This window comes from Coprothermobacter sp., from assembly GCA_013824685.1.
In the GTDB taxonomy this organism is placed as follows: domain Bacteria; phylum Caldisericota; class Caldisericia; order Cryosericales; family Cryosericaceae; genus Cryosericum.
On sequence record PNOG01000012.1, the window covers coordinates 33,022 to 49,994 of the forward strand.

18 protein-coding genes, 2 tRNA genes and 1 other RNA gene are annotated in these 16,973 nt (G+C 56.8%); 9 read left to right on the forward strand and 12 right to left on the reverse strand.

The features are described 5' to 3' along the window. Nucleotides 1-19 precede the first annotated feature (19 nt). A complete protein-coding gene (groL, locus tag C0398_04325; GenBank protein MBA4365219.1) occupies nt 20-1,636 on the reverse strand; it encodes a chaperonin GroEL in 1,617 nt (538 codons plus the stop codon). Between the two features lie 12 nt (nt 1,637-1,648). Then, nucleotides 1,649-1,939: a co-chaperone GroES gene (locus C0398_04330; protein ID MBA4365220.1), complete on the reverse strand. Its 291-nt coding sequence runs from the start codon at nt 1,937-1,939 to the stop codon at nt 1,649-1,651. 206 nt (nt 1,940-2,145) lie between these two features. Between C0398_04330 and C0398_04335 the strand changes: the two genes are divergently transcribed. The 6 genes from C0398_04335 to C0398_04360 all read left to right on the forward strand — a co-directional run bounded on the left by C0398_04335 (nt 2,146) and on the right by C0398_04360 (nt 7,880). After that, entirely contained in the window at nt 2,146-2,670 is a 525-nt protein-coding gene (locus tag C0398_04335) for a tRNA (adenosine(37)-N6)-threonylcarbamoyltransferase complex ATPase subunit type 1 TsaE (protein MBA4365221.1), read from the forward strand. Next, on the forward strand, nt 2,513-3,343 hold the full coding sequence (gene tsaB / locus C0398_04340; protein ID MBA4365222.1) for a tRNA (adenosine(37)-N6)-threonylcarbamoyltransferase complex dimerization subunit type 1 TsaB: 831 nt from the start codon (nt 2,513-2,515) through the stop codon (nt 3,341-3,343). Before C0398_04335 ends, tsaB begins: the two co-directional genes overlap by 158 nt. Then, on the forward strand, nt 3,313-3,816 hold the full coding sequence (gene rimI / locus C0398_04345) for a ribosomal-protein-alanine N-acetyltransferase (GenBank protein ID MBA4365223.1): 504 nt from the start codon (nt 3,313-3,315) through the stop codon (nt 3,814-3,816). Before tsaB ends, rimI begins: the two co-directional genes overlap by 31 nt. Further along, complete coding sequence (gene tsaD / locus C0398_04350) at nt 3,797-4,834, forward strand: tRNA (adenosine(37)-N6)-threonylcarbamoyltransferase complex transferase subunit TsaD (GenBank protein MBA4365224.1); 1,038 nt, start codon at nt 3,797-3,799, stop codon at nt 4,832-4,834. Before rimI ends, tsaD begins: the two co-directional genes overlap by 20 nt. A gap of 116 nt (nt 4,835-4,950) precedes the next feature. After that, nucleotides 4,951-5,697, forward strand: coding sequence for an esterase (locus C0398_04355; GenBank protein MBA4365225.1), 747 nt, complete (start codon nt 4,951-4,953; stop codon nt 5,695-5,697). A 716-nt stretch (nt 5,698-6,413) separates the two neighbouring features. Beyond that, nucleotides 6,414-7,880 (forward strand): hypothetical protein, encoded by a 1,467-nt coding sequence (locus tag C0398_04360; protein ID MBA4365226.1) that lies wholly within the window; start codon nt 6,414-6,416, stop codon nt 7,878-7,880. A gap of 549 nt (nt 7,881-8,429) precedes the next feature. Here the strand turns inward: C0398_04360 and C0398_04365 are convergent. Both C0398_04365 and C0398_04370 read right to left on the reverse strand, forming a co-directional pair. Continuing rightward, a complete protein-coding gene (locus tag C0398_04365; protein MBA4365227.1) occupies nt 8,430-8,942 on the reverse strand; it encodes a hypothetical protein in 513 nt (170 codons plus the stop codon). Between the two features lie 204 nt (nt 8,943-9,146). Further along, nucleotides 9,147-9,596 (reverse strand): hypothetical protein, encoded by a 450-nt coding sequence (locus C0398_04370; GenBank protein ID MBA4365228.1) that lies wholly within the window; start codon nt 9,594-9,596, stop codon nt 9,147-9,149. 773 nt (nt 9,597-10,369) lie between these two features. Here C0398_04370 and C0398_04375 point away from each other — a divergent pair. Further along, nucleotides 10,370-10,768, forward strand: coding sequence for a hypothetical protein (locus C0398_04375; protein MBA4365229.1), 399 nt, complete (start codon nt 10,370-10,372; stop codon nt 10,766-10,768). A gap of 31 nt (nt 10,769-10,799) precedes the next feature. Here the strand turns inward: C0398_04375 and C0398_04380 are convergent. From C0398_04380 to C0398_04410, 7 genes are all read right to left on the reverse strand, one after another. Then, nucleotides 10,800-10,874, reverse strand: a tRNA-Glu gene (locus C0398_04380). A gap of 5 nt (nt 10,875-10,879) precedes the next feature. Further along, nucleotides 10,880-10,953: transfer RNA gene (locus C0398_04385), tRNA-Gln, on the reverse strand. 70 nt (nt 10,954-11,023) lie between these two features. After that, nucleotides 11,024-11,269 carry a hypothetical protein gene (locus tag C0398_04390; protein ID MBA4365230.1) on the reverse strand — a complete coding sequence of 82 codons (246 nt, stop codon included), beginning with the start codon at nt 11,267-11,269 and terminating at the stop codon, nt 11,024-11,026. After that, nucleotides 11,266-11,661, reverse strand: a complete 396-nt coding sequence (locus C0398_04395) for a hypothetical protein (GenBank protein ID MBA4365231.1) — start codon at nt 11,659-11,661, stop codon at nt 11,266-11,268. The genes C0398_04390 and C0398_04395 overlap by 4 nt, the downstream gene beginning before the upstream one ends. Further along, nucleotides 11,652-12,098, reverse strand: a complete 447-nt coding sequence (locus tag C0398_04400) for a hypothetical protein (GenBank protein ID MBA4365232.1) — start codon at nt 12,096-12,098, stop codon at nt 11,652-11,654. Before C0398_04400 ends, C0398_04395 begins: the two co-directional genes overlap by 10 nt. Before the next feature lie 30 nt (nt 12,099-12,128). Continuing rightward, nucleotides 12,129-12,304, reverse strand: a non-coding RNA gene (gene ssrS / locus C0398_04405) — 6S RNA. 72 nt (nt 12,305-12,376) lie between these two features. Next, the gene (locus C0398_04410; GenBank protein ID MBA4365233.1) at nt 12,377-13,699 is read right to left on the reverse strand and encodes a histidine--tRNA ligase; all 1,323 of its coding nucleotides are present in this window, start codon (nt 13,697-13,699) and stop codon (nt 12,377-12,379) included. Nucleotides 13,700-13,867: 168 nt separating this feature from the next. Between C0398_04410 and C0398_04415 the strand changes: the two genes are divergently transcribed. Then, nucleotides 13,868-14,680 carry a hypothetical protein gene (locus C0398_04415; GenBank protein ID MBA4365234.1) on the forward strand — a complete coding sequence of 271 codons (813 nt, stop codon included), beginning with the start codon at nt 13,868-13,870 and terminating at the stop codon, nt 14,678-14,680. Here C0398_04415 and C0398_04420 read toward each other — a convergent pair. Next, nucleotides 14,677-15,273, reverse strand: a complete 597-nt coding sequence (locus C0398_04420) for a hypothetical protein (GenBank protein MBA4365235.1) — start codon at nt 15,271-15,273, stop codon at nt 14,677-14,679. The genes C0398_04415 and C0398_04420 overlap by 4 nt on opposite strands. A 93-nt stretch (nt 15,274-15,366) precedes the next feature. On the opposite strand from C0398_04420, the gene dnaX reads away from it, so the two are divergent. Next, the gene (dnaX, locus tag C0398_04425; protein MBA4365236.1) at nt 15,367-16,968 is read left to right on the forward strand and encodes a DNA polymerase III, subunit gamma and tau; all 1,602 of its coding nucleotides are present in this window, start codon (nt 15,367-15,369) and stop codon (nt 16,966-16,968) included. Nucleotides 16,969-16,973 lie beyond the last annotated feature (5 nt).

The window sequence follows — 16,973 nt, forward strand, 5'->3', positions numbered from 1 at the left end:
CAAACAGTGAAGCAGAGTTCTAGTAGTCGGGGTAAGCCGGAGCAGCAGGTGCCGAACCCTCCGACTTCGGCACGGTTGTGACCATGGCCGCCGTCGAGAGGAGCAGGCTTGCGATGCTTTCTGCGTTCAACAGCGCGAGGCGTGTGACCTTGAGCGGGTCAACGATGCCGCTCTTGAAGAGGTCCTCGAACTTGTTGCCCAGGGAGTTGAATCCGAGGTTGTCGTCGCCTTCGAGAACCTTCTGGACTGCGATGACGCCCTCATAGCCAGAGTTGTCTGCGATGATTCTGAGCGGCTCACGAAGTGACCTGCGGATGATCTCGGCGCCGGTCTTCTCGTCACCGGTGAGCTTGAGTCCGTCGATGGCCCTTCCTGCCTTCACCAGAGCTGCACCGCCACCGATGATGATGCCTTCTGCCACGGCTGCCTTGGTAGCATTGACGGCGTCCTCGACTCTGTGCTTGAGCTCCTTCATGGCTGTCTCGGTGGGTGCGCCGACTTTGATGATGGCGACGCCACCGGCAAGCTTTGCCAGGCGCTCCTGAAGCTTTTCCTTGTCGTAGTCCGACTTGGTCTCCTCGACCTGCTTGCGGAGCTGGCCGATGCGGGACTTGATCTCTTCCTTGGCTCCCTTGCCGCCAACGATGGTCGTGTTGTCCTTGTCGACCTTGACTTCGTCAGCAGAGCCAAACATGTCTTCGGTGACCTTCTCGAAGGTGAGGCCGAGGTCTTCGCTGAGGACCTTGCCGCCGGTGAGGATGGCGATGTCCTCCAGCATGGCCTTGCGCCTGTCGCCAAAGCCGGGTGCCTTAACGGCGACGCATGAGAACGTGCCACGCACCTTGTTGAGGACGATGGTCGCGAGCGCTTCACCCGTGATGTCGTCGGCGACGAGCAGGAATGGACGGCCTTTCTGGGAGAGCTTCTCCAGTACGGGCAGAAACTCCTGGATGGACGTGACTTTCTTGTCAGTGATGAAGATGAGAGGAGTCTTCAGCACGACTTCCATTCGCTCGGGATCAGTCACGAGGTACGGCGAGATGTAACCGCGGTCGAACTGCATACCCTCGACGGTCTCAACCTTCATATCGAGACCCTGAGACTCTTCCACGCTGATGACGCCGTCCTTGCCGACCTTTTCCATGGCGTCCGCAATTGCCTCACCGACGGCGGGCAGCTTCGATGAGACAGTGGCAACCTGTGCCTTCTCTTCACGTGTCTTGACCTGGCGAGACAGCTTCTTGAGCTCTTCGAGAACAGCGGTCGTCGCTTTGTCCATACCAGCCTTGAGTGCGACGGAGTCTGCGCCGGCAGTGACGTTCTTGATGCCTTCCTGAATCATGATCTGGGCAAGGACAGTAGCTGTGGTTGTACCGTCACCGGCCTGGTCCTCAGTCTTCTGGGCAATTTCCCTGACGAGCTGCGCGCCGATGTTCTCGTTCGGGTCCTGGAGTTCGATTTCCTTGGCGATGTTGACGCCGTCGTCGGACAGAACCGGCGAACCGAACTTCTTCTCGAGTGCAACGTGGCGGCCCTTTGGCCCTAGCGTCACCTTGACCGTATTGGCGAGCTTGTCGACGCCAGTGCGAATCTTTTCGTATGCTTCCTCATTGAAGATGATCTGTTTTGCATCCATAGTCATTCCTCCTTACTTGACGATGGCGAGGATGTCATGCTGAGACAGCACAACGTACTCTTCGTCGTCGAGTTTGATTTCGTTGCCGCTATACTTGGAATAGAAAACCTTGTCGCCTTGCTTGACCTCAAGGGGAATCCTGGTGCCGTTGTCCAGCATGACGCCGGAGCCAACGGCCACGATGGTGCCCTGCTGAGGTTTCTCCTTGGCGCTGTCAGGCAGAACGATGCCACTCTTCATGGTCTCTTCGACCTTTTCCACCTTAATGACGACGTGATCACCGATTGGTACCAGCTTTGCCATATTGTCGTACCTCCTGTACTATAAGATCTGGATGGATTAGCACTCTCTTTGTATGAGTGCCAAGCAATTATAGGAGGGCATGGTGTGCTGTCAAGTATCGGAAGGGTCTGGCGCCGTGCCTCCGAACTTCGGGTTGGAGAGAGCAAACGGAATACCACATCAGTGTTGTACAAAAGCGGGGTTCCTGCTAAGATGACTACCCGGACATGACCTACGAAACTTGCATAGAGGTACCATTCCTGAGCCGATGCCGCCAGTCTACTGAGGGCATTGGCATTCTGCTTGGGAGCTGTCTTCTGGAGACGATTGCACAGGGGAACCGTGACTCACTGGTCGTTGGACTCGTGGGACCCCTGGGCGCCGGCAAGACGGTTCTCACATGTGCTCTCTCGGCAGCGCTTGGCGTCGATCGGACAAGCGTCGCCAGCCCCACCTTCGTCTTGGAGCGGAACTATCTGGGCAAGGAACCGGTGAGGCATTTTGACCTCTATCGCATCGAGGATCCTCGGCAACTGGTCGAAATGGGCTTCGAGGAAGAACTGGAAAAGCGCGGTGTGACGGTCATCGAGTGGGCTGAACGGTCGGGAAGACTCCTCGAGATGTACGAGCGTATTGAGGTCCACTTCGAAGTCCTGGGCGAAGAGGTCAGACGCATTGTTCTGCGCGATTTCTACCAGCCTTCCATCATTGCGAGGTGTTTCGGTGTCGAGACAGGCGCTTCTTCTCATTAACACGGCCACTGTTTCCGGCATTGTTGGCATTGCGCGGGGAGACGAAGTACTGGCGCAGGCCTCACTGCAGTTGGCGACTGCGTCCAATGCCGTGTTGGCTGCTGTTGACCGGGTCCTTGTGAAGGCAGGATGCACGCTCGATGACGTGAGGGGCATCGTGCTGGTCAAGGGTCCTGGAACCTTTACGGGGTCGCGGGTCGGCGCAAGCATTGCCAAGGCAATCGCCTATGCCACTCCCTGCTCGCTCGTCTCTGTCACTACGCTGGAAGCGGTAGCCTGGAGCGGCTTCCTGACGAGCACAGCACACGTGACTGGCGGTCCCGTGTGGGCACTTCTGGATGCTCGGCGTCACGAGTTCTACGTGCAGGAGTTTGCCGTCCGTGATGGAGCAGTCGTGTCTCAAGCGGATGCAGTGTGCATGGGACCAGGAGCCTTTGATGCTGTTCGAGAGGTGGGTGGGTTTGCCGCCTGTGCTTTCTCGCAGACGGCAGTTCCGGAGATCCAGCGCCCGCACGAACGAGAGAACGTGGTGTGGTCATTCGATGTGCATCCGACCTGCACCGGCATCCTTGCGGCTTCGGCGGGCGCACACAGTGAAGACCCATTCACCCTTGAGCCGCTGTACCTCCGTAGCACGGAGGAATTGTTCGATCACCCGAAGGCGGCGTTGTGACGCCCGCACGATCAATCGTGGTCCGGGCGGCGAGTGTCCGGGATCTCAAGGCTATCTGGGAGATCGAGGAAGCGTCTTATGCGGCGCCGTGGCCCAAAGAGACCTTTTTCGTTGACATTACGTTCAATGCAGATGCGAAATACTTTGTCGCCATGGTCGACAAACGCATCGTCGGATTCATCGGCGGCTGGTTCAAGGAAGGAAAGCTGCACATCGTCAATGTCGCCACGCACCCTTCCTCTCGCGGATGCGGTGTGGCCAAGCAGCTTGTTCTGTTTCTGCTTGCCCTGGCACGGGATCTCAAGATGGAGAGCGTATTCCTTGAAGTCCGGAGGTCCAATGTTGCAGCTGAGAAGCTCTATGAGGGACTGGGTTTTGGAGTGACGGGCCTGCGACCGATGTACTATCCCGACAACATGGAAGATGGTCTGCTCATGACAAAGGAGCTGCGCAGTGCGCATACTGGGGATTGAGACGTCCTGCGACGATACGGCTGCAGCTGTTGTAGACGATACCGGGCTGGTCCTGTCGTCGGTCATCTCGAGTCAGGATTCGTTCCATCGGAAGTATGACGGCATTGTTCCGGAAATTGCCTCTCGCAGACATACGGCGACGATTATCGCGTCCGTCGATGAGGCTCTTGTTCAGGCAGGCATGCGGATCAGGGACGTGGACGCGATTGCCGTCACCTACGGGCCTGGGTTGATCGGTTCTCTTCTCGTAGGCGTGGAAACGGCAAAGGGCCTTGCATATGCGAGTGGAAAACCTCTGATCCCGGTGAATCATCTGGAGGGCCACGTGATGGCGTCGTTCCTTCATGATCCGGGAAGTGATCTGCAGCCGCTGTCGGGCGACGATTTTCCGTTGCTCGCACTGATTGTGTCGGGAGGCCACACGGAGTTGGTCTATGCCGACCGCTGGCTCCAGTATCGAGTTCTAGGAGCCACGCGCGACGATGCGGCAGGGGAGACGCTGGACAAGTTCGCCAAGTATCTGGGACTCGGGTACCCCGGTGGCCCCGCGATCCAGAAGATTGGTGCAACCGGGGACCCCTCCTACCATTCCTTTCCGAGAGTGATGTTCAGCCGGGCAGGGTATGAGTTCAGTTTCAGCGGCCTGAAGACTGCCGGTATCAACTACGTGAAGTCGCTGACATCAGAGGAACTCGAAGCGCATCTCCCCGACGTCGTGGCAAGTTTTGAGTCTGCAGTTGTCGGTGATCTTGCAGGCAAGTCGCTGCGGGCGGCCCGTGAGCTCTCTCCGCGTACCCTCACCGTCGTAGGCGGTGTTGCCGCAAACAGGCGGTTGAGGGACAGCTTCGCCAAGGCTGGGGACCTCCGGGTCTACTTTCCACCCATGAAGTATTGCACCGACAATGGCGCTATGATTGCCTACGCCGGGATACGGCGGGTCATGGTGGGCGAACGGGCCGCCATCGATCTTGATGCATGCTCCTCGCTGGGAATAGAGGACAGTTCGCTGAACACCTGACGGAAGGCAGCGGCATACCGGGCCGGATGCCACAGCGTCCACGCAATTGCGCCAGGGACTAGGTTGCAGACAATGGACTTGGAGTGCACGACATACGTTCGAAACGGAGGCGGAAAATGGACATTCGCGAAGAAGGGAAACCATTCAGCGCGAAAGGAACGAACGGCGTTGGTTGTCTCGTCATGCAGGGATTCACGGGGACCGTCGGGGGCATTCGCTACTATGCTGAGCAGCTTGCAGTGAAAGGGCTCTCCGTTGAGGCTCCGCGCCTGAGCGGTCATGGGACGAGGTGGCAGGACGCCAACAAGGTTCGGTACACAGACTGGATTCGCGACGCGGAACAGGCGTATCAGTCGCTGGCCAGTCGGTGCAAGAAGATCTTCGTCACCGGATTCTCGATGGGTGGAACACTCATTCTGTATCTTGCGGAGCACCATCCAGAGATTGCGGGCCTTATCCCCGTCAACGCGCCTGTCTTCATGACCGACAAGCGTGTGCCTTTTCTGCCTGTTATCAAGCACCTGATAGCATCGACGCCGGCCATTGCGTCTGACGTCATGGAGCCCGGTGTCGTCGAACCCGCATACGACAGAACGCCGACCACTGGTGCTCATGAGATGGTGAAGCTGCTCGGAGTCACCCGCAGGGACCTGGGACTCATTGTCCAGCCGCTACTTGTCATGCGCTCGATGCATGATCATGTCGTTCCCCACGAGTGTGCCCCGTTTATCCTGGAGCACACCGCTTCCACAGACAAGGAGATGGTCGTTTTCGAGAGATCAGCCCATGTCGTGACCATGGACTATGACAGGGATGGCGTTGTCGACAGCGCCTGGAAATTCATCCAGCGGCTCTCGCACTGAAGGTAAGTCTGCGAAGAAAGAACCGCTAACGAAAAGAGGCGGATGGCTTGTGAGCCATCCGCCTTATCGTTGAGTTCAACAAGCACATGGTAGACCCGGCGGATCCTGGCTGGAACCTTCTACTCGCAGAATTGTCCAGACTCAGCAAGATTGTTGAACAATCCGCGAACGACAACAACCGTGAGTCCTCAGATACTACGGCACCAGAACCTGGGGAGAGATGACCACACCCACAATCAGGGGGATATCCTCCCGATGTTCACTACCCAAGTCTCTAGAACCAATACTCGATTACTACAGTCATCTCATCGGAGTATATGATCTAGGCTTCTCGAAGAAGGACTTCCGAGTCCTCGCCCGCTCCGGCGAGGATTGTTCTGATGGCCGGGAAGCCAAGGATGGACGGCGAAGCCTGCGTCGGGTCCTTGGTAGTGACCGAAAGAGACGTCGGAAGTGCGTCCGTTGGACATTGTGACCCCCCCCGGAAAGTTCATGGCATGCTTCGAATCTAGCTGCTAGAAGAACCGGATCCAATCTGCGATTCCTTGAGTCGCTGACTCCTGCTCGTCACCCTGGATCTGAGCCTCGATTCGTGACGTGCCGTACCTTGTACCGTCTATGCTTGCAGGAAGTAGTCTAGCGTGTAACATAGTAAGTAGCAGTTACAACCTGTCGAGGCTAGAATCACATTGGCCTCGTCATAGATGGAGGGACTTGTGCCAGAGATCAGAAGGTTTGACCAGATTACTCTCGGTTGTGCCAATGCCACAAATGAGGCCACCCAGTTTCCGCAACTCTTGCTGGACGGGTATCTTGACTCACACGGTCTGGGGAAGGAACTGCTGGAGGGGCACAGGTTCTTGGTTCTTGGACCCAAGGGCTCGGGAAAGACCGCCGTCGCAGAACACCTTCGGTTGGTGGCAGACTCGGATCCATCGTCGACATTTGTGACGCTCTGCAACCTCGGGGATTTCCCGTATTCGGACTTTCGGAGCAAGTTGGGGAGCGAAGTAGCCCAGGAGCGCTATCCGGGTGGCTGGTCTTGGCTGCTGCTGGGGACAATGCTTAGCTCATTTGCGCGTGACGCTGGCGGCCAGAACAGCGATGACGGTCTTTTCCAGGAAGTCACCGGGGCTCTCGCACGCACCGGCCTCTTTGCGGAGAATAGTGACGGGCGGAAGTCAGGGAGCCCAAGGGGGTTGCGTCTGAAACTGGCCGGCACCGTTGCACTGGGCATTGGGGCAGCTCTGGAGTTCGCACTGGAGCCAGGTGCGGAATTGCCGACGCTCCGTTTGGCTATGCTGAAGAATGCTACGAAGGGATTCCGGAGTGAGTCGCGCCATCTTCTGATACTCGACGGACTAGATGATGTCCTTTCTCAACCAGAAGTGAGATATGACGCGCTTGCTGGATTACTCTATGCTGTAGGTGACCTCAACTACGCGTTCCGTACGGCCGAGACACCTGCGAAGATCATACTTCTATGTCGCACAGAGCTTTTTGACAGACTGCCTAGTGCCAACAAGAACAAGATGAGGATGGATGATGCAGTTGTGCTTGACTGGTACGATAACCCTGCCAGGGGAGAGCGCTGCCGTCTCGGTGATCTCGTAAACCTTAGAACAAGGATGTCAGATCCGCGCGTTGATGACGTTTTCAGGAGCTTCCTTCCAAAGTCCTTGGGTGGCAAACCAATGCTTCAGTGGCTCTTGGATCTGACTCGATGCACTCCTCGTGACTTCATACAATTGTTGACGTGCATTCAGGGCAAATCGGGCAACCGAGAGGGCCTTCTGCCTGAAGATGTGGTAATAGCAGGGGTTCGGGAGTACTCACGGAGCTACTTCATGCCCGAGATTCGCGACGAACTCGCAGGGTATGTCCAGCCTGCCCAAATAGAGTCTGTTTTCAGGCTCTTCTCGTCACTGCGGAACTGGCATTTCACATACTCCGAACTGAAGGATCTTGCGATACGAGAACAACTCGACAGCCTCGACCTTGCATCCATCATGCAGACCCTGTTTGAATGCAGCGCTATCGGAAACAGTTTCCCGCGGGAGGACAAACCAGGGTATTTCGACATTCGCTACAAGTACCGGAACCCAACCTCCTCATTGAATCTGGCAAAGGGCGAGATTCAGCTGCACAAGGGACTGTGGAAGGGACTTGGCGTATCGTACTAGCGTGGACAAATGGTCTGCGCGCAGCACCATGGTGCACACCAAGGTCAGCACACTCAACGAGGGCATGGATCTGGCGGTGCGACGCGGCAACGAGACGAGTGTGAATAGTGCCGAGGCTTTCGCACTGGGCATCTTGCGTCGCCGGCGGGTTGAGCTGAACTGCTCTTGGGTGGATTATGAAGCATTGTACAGACATAGAAGTCACGTTTCGCCGGTATGCGGACCTAGGTGATTTCTGATTTCGGTTGGAGCCTCTTTGCCCACGAAGTAGTCGATACTCAGCAGGATTGTTGAGCAATCCGCGAACGACAGGGACCATGGGTCCTCAAGTACAGCAGTACCGGAACTGGGGGAAAGATAGCACCTTCCACGATCAGGGGGATATCCTCCCGATGTGTACTACCCAAGTCTCTAGAACCAGCACTATGTTAGTACTATCATCTCAGTGGAGTACACAGTCGGTGCTTCTCGAAGCGGTAACCCTGCGACCTAGGCACTGGACAGACTCGCGGTCTGCCGACGGCGAGAGTCTGGACGCAAGCGAGATTATCAGCTCTTTCCAGATGATCGTTCCGAAGTTGGACCATCCTGGACATCGTTCTCCTTCACAAGAGGGTGGTCCACATCAAGGCTGAAGTAATGACTCCAATACACCCTTCCGGTCTCATCCACGTACTTGGCTCGAAGACTGACGATTCCATGCACACCCGATTCCTTGAGGTGTTGCGCGATGTAGACGGGATTCATGAAGACCCTGCAGCTTCCTCCTGGCTGCAGGTCGCGCGGAAACCTGTCACTGTTCTGATGGGATACGGGGAAGACCATTGCCGTCTCTTTGTGACACAATGAGGGAAGACTCCCGAAAGACACGGTCAGAGTCCCCGTGTTCGCAGCCTGGACACTCAGTTCTTCGTCACTGAAGCATCCGTTGGAATCTGAGATCCAAACCCGCTGGACGGTCACGAGGACGTGCGACCTTGATTTCCTGAACTGGTCGACGGCTACCCAAGTAGCCATCACGGCGCCATAAAGAGCTATGCCATCTGTCCAAGTGATTTCCATGCCGCTGACCCCCTTTTAGAACATGCAGTCATCCCTTGCCAGCCTTCCGTCACGAAGTCCATAGCTTCAAGCACCTGCTGCAGAATAGCACTCAGGCGAAGCAGCAAATCCACGATCTGCCCCTGTCCGCACTCGTCCCCAGAATTGCCCTGATTGCCCTGATTGCAGGTTCCGTACAGTCGAAGTCCCTTCTTCACGACATCTTCAGATTGTTGGCTTCCCTGCGGCTGTCAGCTTCTTGTCCAGTTGAGCTCTCATGCGCTTGGATGTCGCCGGCTTCACATAGTAGAAGTCGAAGAGCCCGTCCAAGACATCAAGATTCCATTCGGCCTCACCAGGCTCGACCTCGATTATGGCTCCCGAGTTCGTGTCCTTGAGCGGATGCGCCGAGAAGTTGCCAATGACGCGGACTTGATCCAGCACCTCCCCCAAATAGGCTGGTATGCTTGGCGTGACCTCGTCAATCTGGTCACCCAAGTTCTTCTTCTTCGCTCCTCCTTCGTCAACGAGTACCGCCTGTAGGCATCGTCGGGAGAGAGCGGCACTGCCCTTTGGACTCAGAGACAGGATCTGAGCCGCCTCGTCGTAGTCTTCCTTGATCGCGGGCGGGACTTCTGGAGGAACAGGGTCCCTTAGTGAGCCCAAGGGGTAGATAACTGTGTCTCTTGAGATTCCCTGTGCCTCATGAATCAGGCTAATGACGACATTGCCACAGCTCGGACACTGGACCCAACGTATGGCATAGCCTGTGGGCGACCCAGCAGGACGATCGTAGAGTCGATCCAAATCCCCCACCGGGAACTGAACCACCACTCCGCAATGGGGGCATCGAGCCTTTCCATTTACCGAGAAATCAGACACTGTCTCCTCCTATTGATGTCACGAGATGGGGCGGCAACGTCATTTGGGACGTACTTCTTGAGTACATCCAGGTTGTCGCCAAAGTAGAGAGTGTTCCTCCAGTTGGCTGCATTGTCGCTATTCATTGCCTCTCCCGCTGCTATGCTACTAATTCATTGTATGCCGATGCGGGCGTATTGCCACTTGTGAGGAAGCCTCTTGGTTCCAACCCCGCGTACGTTAGTAGATTGTGCGAAAGCAGGGTGGCTCCACGTGTTTTCCGGGCGAGGGGCCCGAAGTGGTCTCCGTCTTGAATCATGATTGGCTATCTCCGCATAGCGGCGGTAGGATTCTCTCACAGAGTAGCTTTGGTTCGGAAGACATGCCGATCCAGGAAGGCCGACACTGGATGCGGTGACATTCCACATTTCTTGACATTGCCCGAGAACTAACCCGAACCTCTTATCTACGTATCTGGGACTGACCATGGGGGGTGTCTATAGCATCATTCCTACTCGCGTGGCTCGTTCGATCACCCAGCTCCTGTCTGACCTAAGTCTCTGCCGAACTTGACGGAGCTTCTGTGCGTGGCAATCGAGGCCAACCTGGCATCTCAGAGGTCCGTGGGTGCGAAGCAGATGGCACGACTCAAGGCCAGACTCGTGGAGCTGAGCACACGCCATCGGCAAATACTGGACAAGTCCCTTTCGGGAGTGTTTTCTGATTCAGACACCAAGAAGCTCCTCTCTGAGGCTGAGCAGGAGAGCGATAACCTCCAGAGCCAGATAGCTGCGGCCGAAAGCTCAGAGATAGTGCCTAAGGAAGTGGTCAAGAAGGGATTCGCAGTGCTTCAAGACATGGCGGCATTCTGGCAGAAGGTTGGCCTGACGACTAAGCAACAACTTCAAAGGTTCTTATTCCCGGAAGGAATTCCGTTTGGCGAGACGGGTTTTGGAGCCTGCAAGACCGCCTTCCGCATACAGTAGAAGGCGGTTATCTCAATGAGCGAAAACACAATGGTAGCGCCGAGGAGAATTGAACTCCTGTTTGGGGATTGAGAGCCCCCCGAACTAACCACTGTTCTACAGCGCCATACTTGGCTGAGGAAGATGGATTCGAACCATCATCGGTAGCTCCAGAGGCTACTGTCCTACCGTTGGACGATTCCCCAACACAACGGAGAGTATACCAAGAACTTGCCCTGAATCAAGATGCCTGGGCGTGAAATCGCCCGGAGGAGCTCAGGGATTGGTGTCTGTGGACTCTCCGATCTCGATCCCGTCCTGCGTCAGGAGTTCACGACCTTTCTCCTTGAGAGTCTCGGTCTGATCGCTGATTTCCTTGCCCAGTTCGAAAGCCTTGTCTTTCAGAAGCTTGCGCGTTTCTTCTCCACTCTGGGGGGCGAGAACCAACGCCACCAACGCTCCGACAATGCCACCGATCAGCAGTCCGCCTATGAACGATCCACAGTCATTGCGCTCACTCATGATTTCCTCCTCAGGAAGATGAACTTGAAAAACTTGTATGCCGACACGACACGTACAACCGTGCTCATCATTCTTGGCAGCAGCCCGCCGTCTCGGCCGGAAGCTGCCGCGGGCAATGCTCTCACAGCAGTATCGGCAGATGCGGTGAGCTTCGTCAGCTGTCTTGCCAGCCGGTCGAAGTGTTGCTCTGAGACCTGGGTCGACTGCATCAGCCTGACTGCCTCCGACTTCAGATCGTCAGCCTGTTTCCGCACGTCGACCATCGTAGCAGAAATGCTCTTTGAGAACTCCCCAAGCTTGCGTCCAAGGGCGAGGACGGCTATGGCTGCGGAGATCATGCCGAGAGCGATAACAATGTCCAGTACCCAGATTGCAGTCATGTTCACTGGCATCTGGTCACCTCCTGATCGAGTTTGCGTACAACAGTGGCTGTGGGGTTCAATCGCGTTGCAGCCCTGTGTGAAAGGATAGCGCCGGGGATCAGCATGACAAATCCGGTCGCGACAGGAAGTGCCATCGATAGACTCGCGCTCAGTCCTGCCAGAGATGAGAATCCATAACCGCCAAGCACTCCTGCCAGAAAGGCAACCAGCGGAACCCCATACATGATCGCGGAGGCCTTGAGAATGAGCGAATCGTCGAGCGACACTTCAACCAAGTCTCCTTGGGCAATATCAGAAGGAGCAGTCGCCCTGACGGTCGGGCTACTCTCTTTGCTGCCCACACAGAACTGGGCTAGAGCGCACGACACACATCCGTTCTGGGGCTGCAGTCGAACCATGACGACGTCTCCATGACGCGCGATAACCAATCCTCGATCAGTCTGCATAAGAATCCCACTCTCGTTCAAATGCCAAAAGGCCACCCCACAAGGTCGTGCCTTGACGAAGCTTTTGAACCTGCCTAAGCAGGTGGGAGCATAAAGTTCCCTGCTTCAAGAACACTGCGAAGCGCTCGTATCCACAGGGCATCTGCTTCCGAGTGATTTGTGTTGGCTCAAACCCGTCAAGTGGTTCACGGGCATCGCAGGGTGACACACCATTATTATACCTGAAAACACAGGAAAACCAACGCAAGCCCTCTACGCACGCCTGAATGCCGCCAGCTCTACTTCTGGACGGCACTGGCAAGGCAGGCGGCCACGTCCTCCAGTGCCACCGTCAACTGGGAACCTGACGTCAGGTCTTTCACCGTGCAGGTGCCTGCCGCAATCTCGTCTTCACCGAGGATGAGTGCCATGCGCGCTCCCCTCTTGGATGCTCGTGCCAGTTGTTTTCCAAACCCGTCCTGGCGCATGTCCAGATCCAGGGCCCAGCCCGTGTCGGCCAAGGTGTGCCTCAACTCGAAGGCGACAGCCGTGGCTGTGTTCGAGTGGACAATGTATGCTCGCGGGATTGCCAGTGAAGCAGTGAGCTCGGGGTAGCGCGCTGTCAGCACGGAAGTAAGGCGTTCAAGTCCAAGACCCCAGCCCACCGCAGGAGTAGCCGGTCCTCCCAGGTGACGAACGAGATAGTCGTAGCGGCCCCCTCCCAGGAGAGCGTTCTGCGCACCGAGATCCTCAGAGACGACCTCAAATACGGTCTTGGTGTAGTAGTCAAGGCCTCGGACCAGTCTGTGGTTGAGACGATAAGGAATCTTCAGAGCGTCGAGCGTAGACAGGAGGCGGTGAAAATGGTCCTCGCATTCTGCGCACAGATAGTCTGCGGACTTTGGCAGCGACTCCAGGAGTGACGGATCTTCGCGTTTGCAGTCGAGCACGCGGAGAGGGTTGTCGCTCATGCGTCTCTTGCAGTCTTCACACAGCTCGCTCTCATGCGCCGCCAGCGCAGCCCGGAGGGCATCCTTGTAGGCGGGTCGACAGTTGTCGTCGCCGATACTGTTGATATCGACGGACAGGTGTGACAGACCGAGTCTTGACAGCATCGTCATGACCATGTCGATGACCTCGGCATCCTGAACTGGCGATTGTTCGCCGATAGCCTCGACGCCGAAGCTGTGGAACTCGCGTTTGCGCCCACTCTGAGGCTGCTCATATCGGAAGAATGACCCCATATAGTAGAACTTGGCTGGAGAAGGCTGTAGATTCATCTGGTGTTCTATGTATGCCCGGCATGCTGCAGCCGTTCCTTCAGGGCGCAGGACGAGGTGGCGCCCCTTCTTGTCCGGAAAGGCATACATTTCCTTCTCGACGATATCGGTGCCTTGCCCAACCGACGTGGAGAAGAGCTCCTCCATCTCGATCGTTGGAGTGCGGATCTCCTCGTAGCCATAAGCTTTGGCAGTTGTGGCCATGGTTCTCTCCACATGCTGCCATAGAAGGACTTCGGGTGATGCTATGTCGCTGGTCCCCTTGACTGACTTGATCATGACGGTCCTCCAAACGTATATGTCAGTCAGTATACTTGGTGGGAGCGAAAAGAAAACCGACATGTTTGTGCAATGGCAGCTCGAAGCGGCCGCCGACTGCAACTCATGACGAACCACGGCGGGGTGGAAAGCATTGGGTTGCACGCGGACGGCAGGAGCGTACACTAAAAGGCTTGAGGCGTCTTCGGGGTGGTCCTGGTGACTCGATGCAGTCTCTTCACGGGAGAGTGGATGGCACACGTTCACGGCAAGGCTGGAGCAGCGACATATCGTAAGGGCGATCGGCTCATGTTCCGGGCTCTTGTTCCCATGCTGATGATGGGTATTCTGACATATTTCCTTTTCCGGTCAGGAGTCCAGACCACCGGCTTCGTTGGTGCTGGAGCAGGGTGTGCTGTCGTGGCTCTGGGGTTCTGGTGTGTGTGCGACGTATTTAGCCTGGAAGCTGCTGCCGACCGGTACTATGGTGGGGCGGGCGGCGAGTACGATGTCGGCGTTGTTCTCTCACGACTGCCACAGGAGTTCCACCTGTTCAACGGCGTCGGTTTCTATGCTGGCGACGTCGACCACATCGTCGTCGGTCCAACTGGGGTCTTCGTCGTCGAGACGAAGAACCATTCCGGCACCATCAGTCTGAGGGACGGGTGTCTATGCAGGAACGGCGAACCTCTATATCACGATTTCGTGCGCCAGGCTACAGCGGAAGCGATGTACGTGAAGGGACGCCTGAAATTACAGGTTCCGTGCCACGTTCGGCCTCTGGTCGTCTTTACCAGAGCGAAGGTTCGCGTTCAAACGGCAGTCGGGGGCGTGCGGGTTGTTGCTCTCTCCTCTCTCATCGACACCATCGTGGGTCGGGAGCTGTCTCTGTCACCCGAGGACATTCGACGGTATGCAGGACGCCTTGAGGGCCTCGACATCACCGTCGCCTCCCGACTGGCGCGGGAGCTGCGAGGAGCACTGAGGTTCAGCCGTGGCGTATTGCTTGCCGGGGTTGCCCATCCGGGTTTTGTCCGTATCGCCTTGAGAAGGCGTTCCCGCTAGTCAGGCGACACCGCGAAGACAAGGAGGTCCTTGAACAATGCAAGCTCCTCGCGGGCAGTTGCCCTTGTTCTCTGTGGGATGCTGAGCGAAACAGGTGTCTCGGCTGGTGGGCTGGTGAATGCTTGCAGACCGTCCAGACGGGCCAACACCATGATTCGTGCCATGTGAAAGGGTGATGAGACCATCAGGCAAGAAGTCAGGCCGTTCCCCTGCATGTAGCGCTTGAGGTTCGTGAGCGTGCGAGCCGTCGTGGTACCTGCGTTGTCGAATACCAGGGCGCTGCGAGGGACCCCCCGCTTTAGAGCGACAGCCCCCATGACGTCCGTTTCACTCAGATTCGACCCCGTGGGACCTCCGGACAGGAACAGCAACGGAGCGCGCCCTTCGCGATACAGCTGAACTGCCCACATGATGCGCGCTTCGAGCTCGGGTGATGGACTGTCTCCCCAGACCGCAGCCCCGAACAGACAAATCACGTCAGCCCGCTCAGACTGCTGTTTGTACCCATACAAGTCGATGCCCGCGTAGGTCAGAGCGAGAACGGCGCCTGCCGTACACATGAGTATGACGAGTATCCGGAGGAATCGTTTCACGCAAACAGTATAGGCTGGCACCTCGAGGCCTCAAGAAGTCGTGGTCCGAGGTTTTCTTGCAATGACGTGTGTGGGCAGTATACTGCAGACACCATGGAATCCACTGAGCGCTACGTTTCACTATACCGAAAGTACCGTCCCACCACGTTCGACGGCGTCATTGGTCAGGAGACAGTTGTACGCATTCTGAAAGGGTCTGTCGATACTGGCAGGACCTCCCATGCATACCTGTTTGCCGGTCCCAAGGGGACCGGGAAGACGACCGTTGCCCGCATTCTGGCCAAAGCCCTGAACTGTGACCGGGGACCGAACAGCCATCCGTGCATGGAGTGCGAGCATTGCAGAGCGATCACGTCTGGCACGGATATCGATGTCATCGAGATCGATGCTGCGAGCAACCGGACCATCGAGGACATCAGGGACTTGCGTGAGTCCAGCAGGTTCGTTCCCGCTCGCAGTCGCAAGAAGGTCTTCATCATCGATGAAGCCCATATGCTCACCGTCTTTGCGTTTAACGCACTTCTGAAGACGCTCGAGGAGCCGCCCGCCTACCTCGTGTTCATCCTGGCAACGACAGAACCTCAGAAACTGCCCGAGACGATCCTGTCCCGGTGTCAGCGGTTCGACTTCAAGCGGATTTCGGAAGCCGCCATGTTCCGATACCTTCAGGGCCTTCGGGACATTGAGGCTCCAAACATAACCGACGAAGCCCTTCACCAGATCGTTGCGCTGAGTGGGGGGTCGATGAGAGGCGCTATAGGCCTGGTCGACCAGTTCTCCGTGTTTGGAACCGAATCGGTGTCTGGCGCGACGGTGCTGGACCTGTTGGGACTGCCGACTGAAGAGAGCATTTCCTTGCTTGTCGAGGCTCTGCTCTCTCGCGATCCGAGGGTAGTCACCTCGGTTCTGGACCAGTTGGAACGAAGTGGAATAGAGCCTGCCGACTTGCTTGAAAGGACAATTGCTCTTATCAGCAGATACATTCTTGACAAAGTGACGCTGCGGCCTCCGATTCCAGACGGTGTCCCGACCGATCGGCTCAAGGCATTTCCGGACGCGGCTCTGGTGAGCTTGGCAGCGATCTTTGCACGAATCCAGCAGCAGTCGGCTTACCTGTCGGATCCGTACCCCCTTGTCCAGACGTTCTTGCTCGCAATCGCACTCGACCTGCCCATGGGTCTCGATCGTTCGCATGAAGAGTTCTCCCGTGGAGTGCAGTTCACAAGTAGTCAGGAGGCGCCCAGGCCTGCTGTCCGGCAGGTGGAGGCTGTACAGAACACCGTTGAGGTGTCCCGCGGTAGTCTTGACGAGACAGTTCCAGAATCCAGCAGCACGTTCGCAGATGAGCCTGCAGACCAGTGGGCGCACTTCAAGGCACTTGTCTCTGACGCCAGCAAGCCCATCGGGGTGATGCTGCAGGCGCTCGATGTCCGTGAAGTCAGGGTCGACCAGGGCGTCCTGCGGATTGTCCTCGGACCTAAGACCAAACTGTTCCGTACAATGCTCGAGCAGAGGCAGGAGGAAGTTCTTGTCCCAGCGGCGCGGTCCGCCTATGCAGTCGACCAAGTCAGGCTGGTCGAGGAGGGATCCCAGGAGCCTGCGGAGCAGGAAACCGTGGCAGAGGTTCCGGTGGACGACAAGCTGGAATTGCTCAAGAAGACGTTCGATGCGACGGAGTCGCTGTTTGGCTCCTGAGGTGA